The sequence below is a fragment of the Stenotrophomonas sp. P5_A9 genome (assembly GCF_056400525.1).
In genome coordinates this window covers 1-15,778 of sequence record NZ_JBFULC010000081.1, presented here as the reverse complement: position 1 = coordinate 15,778, position 15,778 = coordinate 1, and the positions used below count along the sequence as shown (strand labels likewise).

Sequence of the window (15,778 nt, the reverse complement as noted above, 5' to 3'; positions counted from 1 at the left end):
AGATAACCTTGCGTCGATCCTAGAAAATGGCCTTCTCCGCCGCGATCTCTTGACCCCGGGCGCTGGGGTGGTCTTCAATGACGAGCTTCGACTAGATGGAACTTCAGCCGTATGCTTATCCATCAGCTTTCCCAACTATAAGCTGTTTTGCAGGCTGCGGAATAGCAATCCTGACGAGAAGTGGGTAGTGATTGGCCTTCACCCTTCCGTGCTCTGGATGCTACGCTGCGCCTTCTGCACCTCGAACGCTGCTTCCAGTGCAGTCACCGGCATCAATATTGAGCAGCGCATGGGCCTAGGTGCTCTCCAAGCAATGTTTGTTGACTGGGAAGACAAAGTGAGGGCCAACCTTGGCCTGACTGCTTCCGTTCCGACCAACCCTCAGGCTGAGGTCTTAGTGCTCGATTCGATCCCAAGAAATTTCATTGTCGGAGTCGCAACGAGCAATGAATCCACCGCACAACGCCTCCGAGTAAGTCACCCGGGCGCGAACGTCTTGTCGTTCCCGAACTTTTTCTATCCGCGCGCTGACTACCAACATTGGCAGGCGAGCTAGTGGCTACACGTCCCATCTTCATGCCAAGCTTCGATGGGCCCATGCTCGTCTCTACTCGCCATGTGGAGTTTCAGTGGCACCCAGGCATGGCCATAAGCCAGTCTCAGAAGTCCATTGCATCACTTCACAGCCAAGCTCAGCGGCAGCTTGGTGTTGATCGAGTTTTGGAGATATCTAGCAAGTCACCTGATCCGCTAGGCGTTGATCTGAGTGCCTTTAACTTGATGATCAAGACAGTCAAGCATGAGCGGGAGTTCAGCTTGGAGTGCGCGTTTCAAGCAAGCAAGGTCTTCGAAAATGGCGGACCTTACAAAGATCTGCTGAACGCGCGCTCCCTTGACGCCAAGCGCGATCCGCGCTTGAAAGAAAGCGGCCGATTGATAAAGTTCCACTTCTTCAATGTTGATTGGGAACTGGAACCAAGAACAGCATTTTATGACTGGCTGTACATCAACGCGCTGCACAAGCAACCGGACCTTGCCAAACTCGTGCTCACATACCGCGCGTTTTCGGACATTGCATTCAACCCGGACAAATCGATCAACTGCCAAGCCTATGCGGCGGCGCTTTATGTCTCGCTTCATGAGCGAGGATTGTTGAGCGAAACAATGCTCAAAGACAAGGGCCTATACCTGTCGACCATCAAGACCGGCGTCATTAGTAATGCACACGAAGATAGCACCATCCAAAGCCCATTGATTTGAGTTTTTCGCACTTTTATCTCGATTAGCATCATTTTCCTCCGAGTCTTCAACCTCTATATCCCGGTCGCCTGTCTCAAAGGTGTATCCGCTTGACTGGCCGCCCAACACTTGAAAGCATGCACATCAAGACAGGGGGTGTCTGATGGATAGAGCAAAGGATCGTCGAAGTGACCAGGAATACACGGCCCAAGAGGTGGCGGCCCTAGATCCGCTTGCTCGTCGTGCATTGAAGCCGCATCTGCGTTGCCCCTATTGCGAGGCAACGGCTCATTTCAGATCGGCGTCAAGACCCAGCGCAGGACGGCGCAGCAAAGTTGCGCATTTTTATGCCCTTCCCCATGGGGACGAGTGCGACATCACTCGAAGCTATGGCGACCCTTGGGAGGACGACAACAGCGATCAGACGGTGGCTCATTGGGAGCAGCAGAACACAACGCTGATCGTTCGAATTGTTACTGATCAGGAAGAGGGATCAGATGAAAGCGCTGCTATCGGTGAGCCCGAAGACAGCGAAAGTCGATCTCGTAGCGGCGGCGACCGAACACGATCAACGAACTCCGTGTCGCGCGGCCCCCAGAAGCTCCTGGAACAGCTAGTGCATTGGCCAAGCTTCAAGACAAGCCCGCTAACGCTTCGGATGCCTGATCCCAATCGCACGGAAGTGGCCGTGCATGATGCGTTCGTGCGCTTTGAAGATGCACAGGTCGGACGTCATACTCAGCAATGGCATGGGTTCTGGGGCGTCGTGCGCCCTTTGCGCTTCTGGGCTCGCGGCAGCTGCTATTACTCAAACTTCGGACCGACTGAGAGCGACTTCCGTATCTCTATCCATCAGAGCCACGTTGCGGACATTTTGCGCCGTTATAGCCTTTCGAATATCGAAGACTTGGCCGGGCACTATCTTCTTCTTTTTGATATCGCCAGGCAGTCAAATTCCCTGCGCTTCACGGCAGATATCAATTCTGTCAATCACATCGGGTTCCTCTTCAACGAGGAAAGCAATTAGCAAAGCCCGATCAGTTTAGGCATCTGAGCTCTATCCCCACGGGTCGCACCATGACGCGATATCTATAGAACACACACTGCGGCAACACAGAGCCGACAGCTGTCCTGAACAACACTGCTCGCGCCAGCCTTTATACCTCGCTCTTACTGGCACGAGATTTCCGCGCGGCAAGCACTGACGCCCGCTTCAACTGCGCTGAAAATTGCCCAGAGGCATAGCCGGGGAGCAAAACGGATGGCGTAAAAAGCGCCAGCGTGTCAACGCGCTCTTGGAGCGTCTCTGGCTCGCAAAATGCGGGAACCGGCAGACCATCCCTGTCCACATACACCCTGCGCAGCGTCGTCCCGGGCGGCTTGTAGTGCCCTGAGATGCGACCAATCACAGGCTCTGGCTGCTCAGGCTTCATCCCGGTTGCGGCCAGCGCCCGATCCAGGTGGGTGATGAGGTAGTGCCTAAATGCATGAAATCCCATGCCAGGATCAACAATGCCTTGGTCTTTCACATAGGCCGAGAACTGCCGACTGAGCTGCCTGCCCAGCCCAAGCCCTGTGGAGTTCGGCAGATTGGGGAAGAGCCGCTCGTGTCCAGCCGTTCGCACGTCTTCCACATAGGCCATAAAGCCCGCATCCAACAGCGACTTAGCCAACGGCACAAAGCGACGGCTGTTTTGGTTCTTAACTTTGTTGCCCTCGCCTTCCGTCGTGACGACAAAGCCCCAGATGCCTTCCACCGCCTGGATGTCGGCAACTCGAAGCTGCGCCACCTCAGTCACGCGGGCGCCACTATAGAGACCGATCATTGGACCGAACCAGCGGTGTGGCCATTTGGACGCCCAGGGCACAAATCCAGCGCCGAACACAGTTTGGAGCTCCGCATGCGAAAAAGGTCGACCCGTTGCCGCTTCGGTCTTCGCCGAAGGGCGAACGATAGCGGCCATGAGATCGCGATCCAGCACTCCGGCAGCATGCAGATGGCGAACGAACACTGCCATTCGGTCCCAGTGCTTACTTAGCGTCCAAGCCTTAGGCGGCGGCTCCCCGTTCGCTTTGGAAAGCGCGACCGTCTGCTTGACGCTCAATGTGCGGTATTCGGCGCGCTGCGTCGCGTTCTTAGGCCAGTGCTGCACGCCGTCCAATAGCGCCCTGACATGATCAACAGTCAGCCCAGCCGCTGGCAGATCCCCAACGAGTCCGAGCAGGATGCGAAGCGTCTGGCGGCTTTCAATGATGGTCTTGGAATCGCGCTTGGCACGTCGCAGATCATCTAAATGCTGGTCGATGGCTTGAGACAGCGTTGGTCCGCTTTTTGAAGAGGCTACCGCCTGACTCACCTGGCCCTTGATGACCTCGTTACGCCACCCTGATCCCGCTGCTTGATCCGCTGGCTCCGTTTCATTTGACGATGGAGCAGACAATCCCAAGAGGCTGGCGAGCAGCGCCGCATCATGGGGTGTATCAACTTGGGCGCGCCCAATTCGCTCTCCGTTAGGAAGCGAGATGTTCTCCAAGGTGAGCTCACGCAGCTGCCCCAAGGCGGCTTTACGGAGCAGTTCATTCAGTTCCTTCTTGTCCACGAGTCTTCCTGCACGCATCGCGCTGAACGTATCGGAGAGTGCCACGCTCATGCACGCCGCCGCCAGTCGTGCGCGATCACCGGAGGGCAAACCCAGCGCACGGACGATGAAGCGACAACCCAAGCGGGATCGAAGGTCAAGAGGAACAAGGAAGCGGGCGTAGAGCCCTGATGGGCGCGCAAGAAGAAGCGGCTTTGGCATGGAGCGATACCTCAAACGATACCTATGGGAAGGTCGTTTGACGGCAGCGTTTTTGACTCAGCCCCTTTTCATTCATGCACTTAGCTGCATGAGCGGTTGGACTGGAGCGGGTGAAGGGAATCGAACCCTCGTCAGTAGCTTGGGAAGCTCCGAACCACTCCCATACATATCAACACGTTAGCATGCATTTCCGCTCCGCAAAGCAGCCAATGGGACCTCAATGATGCCCGGGGGAAAGGCACTGTTTCCAAGGATTGCGGAGCGCTAAAGTAGGCGCAACAACCTGGGGGTGAGGCGTGGTAAAGACCTGGACCAAAGAAGCGGCACCCGACAAGGCTTGTAAGCATTGTGGTGCCATTTACTCGGTCGAGATCTACAGAGTGCCAGTGAAGGACGACGATTCTTTCACTTGCAGGTGCGGACAGGTGCTAGACAAATGGAGATCCACTTCGATCCCCGAATACACCTTAAAGACGCCAGGAGCAGACAAAACAGATGACTGAGCCGCCGCTTTGCTGAAAAGGAGGATTGAAAATCCCCGTGTCGGCGGTTCGATTCCGTCCTCGGCCACCATTATTTAAGGGTTCTCAGCAATGAGAACCCTTTTTTATTTTTGGTTGCACGGAATTTGCACGGCTTGGTATCCGAGCTGTGCCGCCTGCGCTGGTCAGCGAAAAATCAGAGCCGCAACGGTGGCACCGAACGCGCTCAGCACTGCTGCGACGATCGTCATGAGGAATCGCAGGCTGATTCGCCCTGCTCGCTGGCGTTGCCCACGGCGAAACGACACCACGTCGCGCTCTTGGCGCTCCAGCTCCCCTTGCATGTCGATTTCATCAGGATCGATGCCACGGGTGCGTAGCTCTTGCGCAGCTATCGCCTTCGCCTCATCGGTGAGCTGGTGCCGCGCCCAGCGGGCCACGAGTTCACCGTCTGTCATTGCGCCAAACGATGATCGGAACGCTTCTGGTGTTGTCATAGCTGACTCCCTAGTTCCCAAGCAGCATAGCCGGACTCGACGCACCGCCCGACTCCCTTGCCACTCCGAGGCGTTATGCCAGAATCCGATCTAAGCAGGCAGCGGCCAGACCCAAACATGATCGACCTGGACAAGCTTGAGAAGATTTGGCCACTCATCACGCTTCACCCGTGGGAATTCCTGCAGGTGCTCGTCGTGGGAGTTTTGCTTGGCATCGGGGGGCACAAGATGTGGGTAGCGATTGCGACCGCGCGTCCGGGGAAGTCAGCCGCCTTACCGAAAAAGCGGAAGGAGAAGACCATCCTCAGTATCCCGCTCCCGTTCAGACCAAGCGAACTGCAGGTGGAGTGCGTTCGTGTATTGCGCTATTTCGACGACACCTGGATTTCAGCCTCCCAAATCAGCCAAAAGCTGGCGATGGTTACGCCGCCAAAAGGTGACATCCGGCAAGCTTTGGAAGGGCTTGTGGAAAGAGAATGGGCGACGGACCAACTATCCAGCATCAGCGAACCGCGCTACCGGCTAAAGGGCGAAGGCTTACAGTTTGCCCAGAAGCGTAAGTTCCCGGTCTGCCCAGAGATAGATAGGCCGCGTCCGTAGTGACTTCTACCATGTCAAGGTCGCGGAAGATCAACAGAAACAACGACTAAGCCGATCACTCGCGATCAGCAGCGATCTTGTGGAATCAGTGGCTTAGCGGACGTGTGGGGTCAGTTTGGGGTCACCCAAAGGCAGGGCTTTCAACGCTTCCCTCAATCGCCGCTCCTGCGAGGTCTCGGCCCGCTTCCGTTTGGGTTTGGCCGCTGCCGTTGGCGGATGGCCGACCAGGCGTGCCACAGCCTCCCGCAGCGGCACCCCCTCCAGCACCCTAGCCGCACACCACCGCTCGGCGAAACGCTTGCCCTGGTCGATGCTGGCCGCCCGGACCTGCTTGTCCTGCCAGAGTTTCCTGCAGGCCAAGGTCACGCGGATGCCATCGGAGCATGGCTGCACGCTGGCGATCTGCCGGTTGCCCCACCAAAGCCCCCAGTGTTCACCGTGCTGCACCCAGCCTTGCGGGCGGGGCGCAATCATGAATTCGGTGTAGTCGCAGGGCGGGAGCATGGCGCGCAGGATAYGGACCGGGATCTCAGATTCCGCGACTGGATGTAATCGGGCCGCGAAGGTGTCGGCGCGGCGCGGCTCAGGCGCCCCCGGGTTGAGCAGCCAATGGCCCCGGGTCCGACATGGATAGGTTGCGCGTTCGCGCCAGGGGGCGCCACCGGGGAATCCAGCGCCGGCCAGTAAGCGGTCTCGGGCGCGGCCCGTCGGGGTGCACGCCACGCGAAGGTCAGGGACAGCCGCAGGGAGTATGGTTCGGCCATGTGCGGCCGATTCGTCCAGACCCCGATCCGCGATGCCGCCAGCCTGGGCTTCCCCCAGCTGGTGGGCGAGCTGCTATCCATGCCGGCCAGCTACAACCTGGCGCCAACACAGCGCGCCGCGGTGATGCTGGACCGCGGCGATGGCCTGCAGCTGCAGCGCCTGGCCTGGGGCCTGCTGCCCTTCTGGGCCAAGGCCAAGAAGCTACAGGGGTCGACCATCAATGCGCGCATCGAGACTGTGGCCACCAAGCCGGCGTTCCGCTCCGCCTTCAAGAAGCACCGGTGCCTAATCCCCATGGCCGGCTACTACGAGTGGTCGGTTAACGCCGAGGACGGGAAGAAAGATCCATGGTTCATTCACGCGGCGACCCCGTTGTGGGCCGCCGGACTGTGGGAAGACACCAGCCCCCTCCTCGACCCCGACAACCTCGGCACCTTTACCGTGATCACCGGCGACAGCAGCGGCGTCTCCGCTGACATCCACGACCGCATGCCGGTGTGGCTGGACCCCGGCCAGGCCGAGGAATGGATGACCGCCTCGCCGGATGACGCTATGGCAATGCTGCTCGCCAGCGAGCCGCCTGCGATGGAGGCCTACCGGGTCAACCGCGCGGTGAACACGCCCCGCAACAACAGCGAGGCCTTGCTTGAGGCCGTGGCCTGATCACGCCGTGAAATTCAGGGGCATTTCGGTCAGGTCGATCACCAGCATCACAGCGTCCTGGTTTGCCATCACCGTGTCGCCCACGGTGAAGGCCGTGGAACGGTTCTGATTCCATACCTGCCCTACGGACAGGCGCACATTGTTGGCTGAGTCCATGTGCAGGAAGTCGGTCGCCATGGAGCAAATTTCCGGATATGGCGATCGGTAGTAGTACCGGGGATTTGCCAGCGCCAGGCCAATCTTCGTCCCTGGGAAGAACTGGCCGAGGTGCACCAGCGGCCCGGTGGTATTGGGCAACGGCACGGACGCCAGCACCCGCAACGGCTTCCGGCGGGAATCGTAGAACACCGTACCGTCTGGATTGCGCATGCGCAGGCCGACCGGGCCAGAGGGCTGGTTTCCCGAGTACCCGAACGTGTAGTACTCCAAGCTCTTGGTCGGGCTGTTCGAGAAAACGCAGACCTTGAAGCTGTTGTTTTCCTGCGAGATACCGTACCCGGACGCGGCACCGATTGTGTCGCTGACGAACCGGACCACGTGCAGATAGTCGTTACCCAAGGTGCTCATCAGGAATCCCGACGGCGTCCTCGAGTAGCGAATGTCGCCCCCGCCGATGAAGGCGGACGTGTTCATTACCCCCGACTGGATCAGCTCCAGGTTTCGATACCCGGTTCCGATCTGCACCAGGCCCGTGTCCTGGTTCCGAATTCTCAAACCAGCGGCCATCAGCTGTAGACCCCATAGACCAAGATGACGCCGCCCACGCAGTCGCGGCCGGCGGTGGATGCATCGAACAGTTCAGCCCGAACGTGTTGGTTCACCGCGGCATCTGACCAATTCCAGGAGATTGAATTGGACGTGACGGTTACTGAAGGCAGCAGCAGGCCCCACATGCTTTTCTGCCCGTTCGCCAGGAAATAGAAGAAGGGCTGACCACCCTGGAACGCATCGATGGTCAGCCCCCCGTTTGCTGCGGCCGGCGCGGTGTAGCGCCGCCCGGATCCGCTTCCACTGCTGACCGCGTCGAACAGCGGTATCGCGTACCGGCCAATCGTCTTGGTCAGCTTGGTGGTTACTGTCGTCTCCACGTAGCCCGAAGGGCTGCGCACGCGAAGCCCCACTTGTGTCATGCCAATGCTCCAAGCTCGATGGCGAGATTGCCGTTCGGGTAGTAGAGGTACAAGCCGGTGTTGACCATGCGTACCCGGTAGCCATCTGGCGTCATGCCGTTGATCTCCATGGCCCCCGACTTGTCGATACGCCAGCCGGTTTGCCCAGGCACGTAGTTGTCAGACTGGATGAAGTTGCCGATCTTCGCGTTGTCGATCGCGCCGTTGGCGATCTTGGCATTGGTGATCCACGCGTCACCGATGAAAGCCTGGTTGATGAACGTCTGACCACCCTGGATGACGAACGGGGTAGAGGTAACGCCGTTGGAGACGTTCAGTAGCGCGAAGCGATCAGCCTGCACAAGGAACTGCGACTGATAGCTGCCGTCGGGCAACTGCTCGACGCCGAGGCCCATGCCGGCGGCGTAGATCCGGCCATCAGCGTTGATCTGAGCCTTGACCGAGTACGCAGCCTTCACCCGCCCGTCCAAGCCGACCAATGCCTCGGAGGTCTGCTGCACGGCCGCTTGGGTGTCCCCGAGCTTCGCCTGCACCGTCGTCACGTCCCGGGCGAGAGCCTGGTCCGCCTCCACACGCGCGCTACTTTCCCGCTGCACCGATGCGCTGACTTCGGTCAGGCCTTGAGTGAGGCCGGCCGAAACCTGGTCGAGCCGAATAGCCTGCGCGAGGTCGCCCTGGGTGATGACGGACTGGATGGTCATGGTGCCGGCGTAGAAGTGAGCGTCGCCCGCTCCACCGACCGCATCGCCCGCGCCAATAACGTCGAGGCGGGCGAACAGGCCATCCACCTTCTTGCCCTGAGCGGTCACCTGGCCCTCAAGCTCGGTGATGCTCTGCTCGAAGCTGTCCAGCCGGCCAACAATCGCGCCTGCCTCCTGCAGCACCCCGCCGATATCGCGCCAGGGATCTGCCGGCGGCGTTTCGTTGCCGGCCTCCTCCCCCGTCCATAGGTAGATGCGGCCTTCGAACACGACCGTCTGACCCGCCGCGTAGGTGGCATCTGCCGACCACAACAGCGGGACCAAGCTCTGGATGCTCTCGATCTCGCGCTGCAGCTCCTGCGCCAGCTCAGTCATCGTGATCTTGCCGACCAGGTAGTCCAAGATCGCTTGGGCGTTGGTGCTGGCTTCGCCCATCACCCCACGGCTGGCCGGATACCACGGACCGATGTTCCCGCTGCGGTCGACCAAGCGGCCCCAGAAGAAGAACCGCGCCCCAGCAGCCAGGCCCATCATTGAGTGCCGCGCCTGCGGGTAGGCGAAGTCGCCGAGCTTGATCGCGTTTTCCAGATCGTCTGCCGGCGAGTACCAAATTTCCGTCTTCGCCGTATCGGTCGCGCCTTGCGGAAAGCCCCAAGCCAAGTCGATACCGAAAACGATGCTCGCCACTGCCAGCGACGTCAGTGCCGGCGGCGGCGTGGTTTTGCCAGCGATGTCGGTCAGGGGGCTGAGCTTTGGCATGGAGGCCACGCCAAGGGCATTGATGGCCCTGACGCGGGCCAGATAACGGCCTGCATAGATCCCGGGCACGTCAAGGCTGGCCGTCGCAACCCGGCCGGCCCGGACCCAATCCAGGTCATCGCGCCGCCATTCGACGTCGTACGCGATCGCCTTGTCCGCCCGCTCCCAAGCGATGTTCAGGATGTGGCTGGCGATGCCCTGGTCGATCACCGACCGCGAGGTCAGCGCAACGCTGGCCGGCGGCGGCTGAACCGAAGGCGGGATGATGCTGATCGGCGGCAGCTCCAGCCGGGTGCCGTCATCGATCGCCGCGAACTTCTGCGGGACGTGGTGGATGCCGGTGATCCGGAAAGTAGTCGGCGTCTCCTCCGTGATCGACACTGCCCGGAACTGCTGGAGGGCCAGATCGGCGCTTTCAACACACCAGATCGAGTGCTTGACCGGAACAGCCGACCACGGCGCGATAACCCGCACCGTATTGCCCGTAACCTGCGCCACAGTGCGCGCCTCGGTGCGCCCCGTAGGCAGGGTGGCCCGAAGGGTGTCACCGGGGCCTATGGCCGGGGGAAGAGCATCGAGGGTCAGGGTATCGAGAGTGGCCCCCCGGATGCGTCCAGCGTTGCGGCGGCCAGCGCGGTACTTGTTGGCTACCTGGAAGACGTCGCCGGGCTGACAGATCATGCCCTCGAGCCCGACGACAAAGCTGATGGTTTCGGTCGCCAGATACTCCGTCCACAGGATGTGGTTGCCAACGCGCTGTGCCTGCGATCGCGAGTGGCAGCCGATCGCCGTCACCTCGATCTGGTTGATCCCGTACCGGGCCACGCCTTCACGATGGACGACCGTCTCAACCTTCTGCCGGCCGAAGTCGTCCGGATCGGACCACGATACAAGGGCGACGGTATGGCGGGCCTTGAGGCTTGTTCCCTCGTACCCGAACTTGCCATCGACCACGTTCGCTGCGGTGTAGGTGAAGATCGGATCCTGAGGCATGTCGCAGGAGGCCATCATCTGGCCGGCCGCGTAGAAGCTGACGCCTCGGAACATCGACGCCATGTCCTGCAGCACCTTGTAGGCATCACCCCGGGTCTGCATGTAGACGCTGGACACGAAGCGCGGCTCCCGGCCGCCCATGCCGTCGCTCACCAGCTGATCGCAATACTGCGCGATCTGATACAGCCGCCAGCGATCAACCCACGCCGCCGGGATCCGATGGCCCAGCCCGAAGCGGTCGTTGACCACCAGGTCGTAGAAGATCCACGCCGGGTTGTTCGTCCATGAAGGCTTGAAGGTGCCGTCCCAGATGCCGTTGTAGGTGCGCGTGGCGACGTCGTAGTTGCTCGGCACCTGAACGATGCGCCCCCAAATTTGGTAGGCGGTACTCGGCTTGGTCTGAAACTGGCTTGCGTCGACCTCGACCGCCGCCAAGGCGCAGTTCGGATAACGCAGCTTGGCATCGATCACTTCGGTGATGGACTCCACGTTCACCGTGTCGCCGACGGTGTTGCTGTTGGCGTTCGGCGTGAGGCGGCGCACGCGAATCTGCCAGCTCTGGCCAGCGGGGAGGTCGATGCGGTGGCTACGCTGATACAGGGTGGTCGTCTTGCCGGTGAACGCGTTGCTCAACACAGTCGAGGACGTGCTGCCATCGGTCGACAGGTCGATCGCATATCCGACGCTGTAGCCTTCGGTGTCGCCGTTCTCTGTGTTCAGCTTCTGCAGCGTCGGGACGCCAAAGCGAACTCGGATCGCCGACAACTCGCTGCCTGACACCGTTCGCACGACCGGCGTATCGGTCCGAAGCTCGACGCCAACGCCGATTTCGTTCTCGACGCTCGGGAAGCCTGGAATGTGCGACTGATCCTGCGTGCCCGAGCGAAGCTCCACTCGCACACCCTGAAAGTTCAGGACGCCGCCGGGGCCTTCGATCGGCACGCCGTCCAGGAAGATCGAACGGTTGCCATCCACCAGGCCACGAATCTCACCCTCGCTGATCAGGTCCAAGATGCGGGCGCGCGCGATGGAGCGCAGGCTGTCGGGGGTTTCCACAGGCTGGCGAGCCGTCGCCTCGCCCTTCTTCGCCCCTCGCAGGTCCACGATCGAAAGCGGGTTTGCACCAGCCTGCGAGGGGCCGTACGAATGCGGGGTTGCGACCGTCAATGCGCTCAAGTCTGATCCTCCGCCATGATGCCGCCACTGATAATTGCCGAGCCCACGTACATGCCTTTCTCGTCGTGCCCGCCGTATGCGAGCGGCACAGGGTTGCCTTGCGCCTGCGTGTTGACGGCACCGTTCATGCTGTAGCTCGGGGTGTTTTCTGGGCTGTCTTTGGCGCCGAGGTTTCGCGCCTGCGGCGCGAGCATTTGGGCAACGCCTCCCATGACCATGCCCACGCCAAGATTGATGAAGGGCTGTCCCCAACCGCCGGCGATGTTGCCGTAGATGCCAACGACGATCAGGACAGCGCCCACGATCGTCTGCAGTACGCCGGCACGCTTTGAGCCGACCAGCACCGGAGCGATGCGGATATCATCGTCGCCGGGTGGATCGTCAAGCTCGGCCTTACCGATGTTCCGGGAACCGACAAAGAAGGCGAACTCCATGCCCTTGTCCTTGGCTGACGCCAGGAACTCAGAAAAGCCCGGCAACTGCACCGACAGCGCGCGCACGGCCTCGGCAGGGTTGCTCACGACCAGGCGAAAGCGCCGGCCGAAGCGCGCGCCCAGCACGCCGTAGAGGCGAACCGTCCGCAGCTTATCCATGGCGCGCCTCGCGATGCCGGACGATGTAGCGGGTGCGCTCGGCCCAGTAGCCGCCGTAGATCACGCGCTCGGAAAGGCGACCCTGCAGGTGATGGAGCATCTGCCCGTCGCCCAGGTAGATACCGGCGTGATTGGGCACCTCAGCGCGGATCTGCATGACCACCATGTCGCCCCGCTGCGGCGCGTCGCTGATCAGCTCGAATCCCTCGGCCCGCAGTCGATCGAGGCTGTAGAGATCCTCGCCCTGCAGCCACCAATCGTCCGCCCTTTCGTACTGGCCGAGACGGATGCCAAGCTCGCGCGCGTGGAAATCCTGCACCAGCGTGTAGCAATCGAGGGTGCCGTGTGCGAACTGCCGGCCTACCAGCGGGGCCTCATAGCCGCAGGGACCAAAGCTGCGGACGTCGCCGCACTCGGGTACGCCGTCCACCTGGCCGACACTGACGATGTGCCACGGAAGGCCGCTTTTCTCGCAGATGACTCGGTCGGCATCCGTTGGCTCGGCCGATCCGTTGGGATGGCTGTGCACCAGCGCCAGCACCTCGCCGCGGTCCTCGGCGGCAATGTAGTCCTCACCCGGAAGCCGGAAGTTGTCCGTCGGCTTTTCAGCCGTGTTCCTGCACGGGATGTACTCCTCGCCCTGCGCGGTCAGCACCACCAGCCCGCAGCACTCCCGGGGATACTCGGCCACGGCGTGGGCCTGAATGGCTTGAAGGGTCGTCGTTTCCATATTTCGCCCATAGAAAAGGCCCGCCAAGTGCGGGCCTTTGGTAATTGGTGACGGTGCCCGGTGCTGATCCCCTGGTAGAGCTATGGCGTGGTCTTCTCAGTGGAGGTATCAGGGGCCTTACGTCTCGCGCCTCGGCCGCTCGTCCGTCTTCCTCCCTTCCCACGCCACCCACGCAGCAGTGGCATTCACCGTCGTTGATCTTTCGCGCTACGTCCGAAGGCGGCCGGAGGCGGGGAAGCCCCCATAGGGCAGTTCCTCGTTCTCGCCGAACCGGCGCTTGCAGCTGCGCAGCAGGCCGGGGCACACGTCGAGCGCCGGGTCGTCCACCGGGTTGTCGTTGATATCGAAGCAGGCGCTGCCCGTGTAACCGCAGTAGGGCCCTCGGTAGCCGCCCCGGATGAGGTGGCCACACGTCCCCGCGATGATCTGCCGGCCTGGCAGCTGCTCGCCGTTGAGGTCCGCCGCGGTGGACAGCTCGAACTCGATGTACTCGTCGGTTTCCGCCGCCTTGCGCTCGATGAACCAGATCTCGTCCTGGAAGTGTTCGGTCGGGTTGGCGGTAGGATTGCCGCCGGGAAAGTTGACCGCATCCAGGTACTTGACCAACGTCTGCCGGCGGATCAGGCGGGCCCCCACCAGGTCGCCGAACATCAGGCACATTGCCGTGATGGATCCGTCGAGGTTGCCAACCTTCAACCGGGGCGTCGGCGGCTGATCCCCTGTCCGGGCAAAGCCGGTCGCCTCGACGGGCCAAGGACCGTAGGCCTGCCCCTGCCAGAAGATCGGAGTCTCCTGCCGGTGGGCGTGGAAGAACAGTTGATCGGCCCCCATGCGGCTGGCGTCCAGTTCGAACCCCATAAAGCGAGCGCCTGGCTCAAGGCTCTGGATGTCAGCGGTGATCGTCATCCCGGCCACCCCTGAGTCACGTCGTACGCCTCGGCCTGTCCCAGCGTGTCGATCTCAGCGATCGCTTCGTGGTGCGCCCGCTCCGCCGAGAAGCACGCCTGCACGTGCCCTGAGATCGCCTGTGCGATCCCCTGCAGCTGCGCGGCGGTGAGCCGCACCCAGCCGCTTGCCGCCTTGAAGTCGACAGCCTCCAGCCCGCCAAGCGCGATCGCCGATAGCACGCCGCTGATGCGGTTCTGGTCGTCCAAGGTGGTGCCGACCCTCACCCCTCCCAACTCGACGCCGCCCGTTTCCTGCGACCAGCGCTGCGCGGTGGCCGCCGTGACCAGGGCGAGCTTCATTTCATCAAGGTTGCGTGGCGCGACCAGCGGCCGCGGCACGCCGCCGTCAGCCAAGAATTGCTCGTAACCCTGCCAAAGCGCATGTCCGCGCGGGATGTACGTGTAGGTGTCCAGGCAAAGGACCAAATCAGTATCGGTGGTCAATGCGTACATGCTTAAATTTCCGATTCAGCCACAAAGTGGAAGGAGCCGCCGTAGCGACCGGCTGCGTTCGTGTACGAAACCTGAAAACCGGTTTGGCCCACGGCAGCAACGTTACCGATTGCCACATTCGTGCCGTTGTCCTGGGAAACCTGGTTAAGCGCGCCATTCTCCGAGGCGTATATGCGCACTGCCGGGGTAGCCCGCTTGGTTACCGCGAATCTTTGAATCCAAGCGTTGCTACCCGTTCGCTGTACGGCCAGGAACTCACCACAGCGCCCCCAGGAGCTAGTGGTGCCGGGGTCCACGTCCAGCAGGTAACTTTTTTCGTAGTAACGCTGGCAAAGTGACAGTTCCAATCCAAGCGGTCGGAATTCAAAGCCCGTTGCTGTGCCACCCTCTTCCAATTGCGCTTGAGCAACTTCAAACAATCCTGTCTGTCCAGCCAAAGCGCCGCCGTACAGTGGAGCAGGACCGCAGTAATCCAGCACCACCAACATTCCATCATCGCCGGACGTTCCGATTGTCTTTCCTGCAACGCTAGGCAACGTGACAGTGAAACTGTATCGCTTGAACGCTGTGGTCAGGGTGACCACATTAGGCGCTTCCGTGGAAGTGGTAGTTGATCCGCCAGTGCCGAAGAGCTGTAGCGCGCGCATCCCCATCTTCTTTCCAGCGACGTTGCTGCGCGCCCACACTGATAGCGTTACCGTCTTCCCCGCCAGCGTGCCAGCGCCCTCAACCTTTTGACCCACGTAAGCGGATGAGTTGTTGTTAGGCACGCTGGCAATGTTGTAGCCAAGGAACCTGCGGGAACCTGGGATCTCACCGAACGTCGTGCCGCCGACACCCCAGTTGCCGTTGACGTTGACGAACCCGCAAATCCAGCGGTCCATGGTGTAGATGGCTTCCACGGCGGCACTTGTCCGGGAACCCGTCACGCCGCGCTGAGAGAAGTCGAAGTTGCCGTTGATCAGCAAATTCTTGCCGGGGATGCGGCCGGCGATCGCGGTGTCGACCAGGGCAGGAATGGTGGCCACCGCCTGCTCGAGCTGCTGCTCTGCCTGGGCGACCTTCTCATCGACGTCCTCCAACGCGGTGTCGACTTTCTCCTCGATCTCGGTTTTGAGCTGCTCAACGTCCTCAACGATCGTGCTGATGCTCCCGACCGCCTCGTACAGTTCATCGAAGTTGGCGTTAGCCTTTCCGAATGCCGTCGGGAACGGATCGCCGGTCCACCCCGGGTGCGGGGTGGTGATGT

Annotated in this window: 16 protein-coding genes; 5 read left to right on the top strand and 11 right to left on the bottom strand. The window is 61.1% G+C overall.

Features of this window, described 5'->3' with window-relative positions; translation table 11 throughout:
• The 3 genes from AC1DR7_RS18395 to AC1DR7_RS18385 form a co-directional block, all read left to right on the top strand.
• Nucleotides 1-556, top strand: a 556-nt coding sequence (locus tag AC1DR7_RS18395) for a DarT ssDNA thymidine ADP-ribosyltransferase family protein (protein ID WP_478076607.1), incomplete at its 5' end; no start/stop codon positions are given.
• On the top strand, nucleotides 556-1,260 hold the full coding sequence (locus tag AC1DR7_RS18390) for a DarT1-associated NADAR antitoxin family protein (RefSeq protein ID WP_457321791.1): 705 nt from the start codon (nucleotides 556-558) through the stop codon (nucleotides 1,258-1,260). The genes AC1DR7_RS18395 and AC1DR7_RS18390, both read left to right, overlap by 1 nt.
• A gap of 142 nt (nucleotides 1,261-1,402) precedes the next feature.
• Nucleotides 1,403-2,266, top strand: coding sequence for a hypothetical protein (locus AC1DR7_RS18385; protein WP_457321789.1), 864 nt, complete (start codon nucleotides 1,403-1,405; stop codon nucleotides 2,264-2,266).
• A 130-nt stretch (nucleotides 2,267-2,396) separates the two neighbouring features.
• On the opposite strand, the gene AC1DR7_RS18380 is transcribed toward AC1DR7_RS18385, so the two are convergent.
• Both AC1DR7_RS18380 and AC1DR7_RS18375 read right to left on the bottom strand, forming a co-directional pair.
• The gene (locus AC1DR7_RS18380) at nucleotides 2,397-4,040 is read right to left on the bottom strand and encodes a DUF6538 domain-containing protein (RefSeq protein ID WP_478076606.1); all 1,644 of its coding nucleotides are present in this window, start codon (nucleotides 4,038-4,040) and stop codon (nucleotides 2,397-2,399) included.
• A gap of 667 nt (nucleotides 4,041-4,707) precedes the next feature.
• The gene (locus AC1DR7_RS18375; RefSeq protein ID WP_457322377.1) at nucleotides 4,708-5,019 is read right to left on the bottom strand and encodes a hypothetical protein; all 312 of its coding nucleotides are present in this window, start codon (nucleotides 5,017-5,019) and stop codon (nucleotides 4,708-4,710) included.
• Nucleotides 5,020-5,136: 117 nt separating this feature from the next.
• Between AC1DR7_RS18375 and AC1DR7_RS18370 the strand changes: the two genes are divergently transcribed.
• Nucleotides 5,137-5,619, top strand: a complete 483-nt coding sequence (locus AC1DR7_RS18370; protein ID WP_457489044.1) for a hypothetical protein — start codon at nucleotides 5,137-5,139, stop codon at nucleotides 5,617-5,619.
• A 93-nt stretch (nucleotides 5,620-5,712) separates the two neighbouring features.
• Here the strand turns inward: AC1DR7_RS18370 and AC1DR7_RS18365 are convergent, their stop codons facing one another.
• The gene (locus tag AC1DR7_RS18365) at nucleotides 5,713-6,123 is read right to left on the bottom strand and encodes a hypothetical protein (RefSeq protein ID WP_478052169.1); all 411 of its coding nucleotides are present in this window, start codon (nucleotides 6,121-6,123) and stop codon (nucleotides 5,713-5,715) included.
• A 258-nt stretch (nucleotides 6,124-6,381) separates the two neighbouring features.
• On the opposite strand from AC1DR7_RS18365, the gene AC1DR7_RS18360 reads away from it, so the two are divergent.
• On the top strand, nucleotides 6,382-7,047 hold the full coding sequence (locus AC1DR7_RS18360) for an SOS response-associated peptidase (RefSeq protein WP_457319376.1): 666 nt from the start codon (nucleotides 6,382-6,384) through the stop codon (nucleotides 7,045-7,047).
• On the opposite strand, the gene AC1DR7_RS18355 is transcribed toward AC1DR7_RS18360, so the two are convergent.
• The 8 genes from AC1DR7_RS18355 to AC1DR7_RS18320 form a co-directional block, all read right to left on the bottom strand.
• Nucleotides 7,048-7,731 (bottom strand): hypothetical protein, encoded by a 684-nt coding sequence (locus tag AC1DR7_RS18355; protein WP_457319375.1) that lies wholly within the window; start codon nucleotides 7,729-7,731, stop codon nucleotides 7,048-7,050. It lies immediately after the preceding gene.
• Nucleotides 7,732-7,772: 41 nt separating this feature from the next.
• The gene (locus AC1DR7_RS18350) at nucleotides 7,773-8,177 is read right to left on the bottom strand and encodes a hypothetical protein (RefSeq protein ID WP_457319374.1); all 405 of its coding nucleotides are present in this window, start codon (nucleotides 8,175-8,177) and stop codon (nucleotides 7,773-7,775) included.
• Nucleotides 8,174-11,806: a TipJ family phage tail tip protein gene (locus tag AC1DR7_RS18345; protein ID WP_457319373.1), complete on the bottom strand. Its 3,633-nt coding sequence runs from the start codon at nucleotides 11,804-11,806 to the stop codon at nucleotides 8,174-8,176. Before AC1DR7_RS18345 ends, AC1DR7_RS18350 begins: the two co-directional genes overlap by 4 nt.
• Entirely contained in the window at nucleotides 11,803-12,399 is a 597-nt protein-coding gene (locus AC1DR7_RS18340; RefSeq protein ID WP_457319372.1) for a tail assembly protein, read from the bottom strand. The genes AC1DR7_RS18345 and AC1DR7_RS18340 overlap by 4 nt, the downstream gene beginning before the upstream one ends.
• A complete protein-coding gene (locus AC1DR7_RS18335) occupies nucleotides 12,392-13,129 on the bottom strand; it encodes a C40 family peptidase (RefSeq protein ID WP_457319371.1) in 738 nt (245 codons plus the stop codon). Before AC1DR7_RS18335 ends, AC1DR7_RS18340 begins: the two co-directional genes overlap by 8 nt.
• Before the next feature lie 207 nt (nucleotides 13,130-13,336).
• On the bottom strand, nucleotides 13,337-14,035 hold the full coding sequence (locus AC1DR7_RS18330) for a phage minor tail protein L (protein ID WP_457319370.1): 699 nt from the start codon (nucleotides 14,033-14,035) through the stop codon (nucleotides 13,337-13,339).
• The gene (locus AC1DR7_RS18325) at nucleotides 14,032-14,529 is read right to left on the bottom strand and encodes a DUF4376 domain-containing protein (protein WP_478051350.1); all 498 of its coding nucleotides are present in this window, start codon (nucleotides 14,527-14,529) and stop codon (nucleotides 14,032-14,034) included. Before AC1DR7_RS18325 ends, AC1DR7_RS18330 begins: the two co-directional genes overlap by 4 nt.
• A 2-nt stretch (nucleotides 14,530-14,531) precedes the next feature.
• Nucleotides 14,532-15,778, bottom strand: a 1,247-nt coding sequence (locus AC1DR7_RS18320; RefSeq protein WP_478076605.1) for a hypothetical protein, incomplete at its 5' end; no start/stop codon positions are given.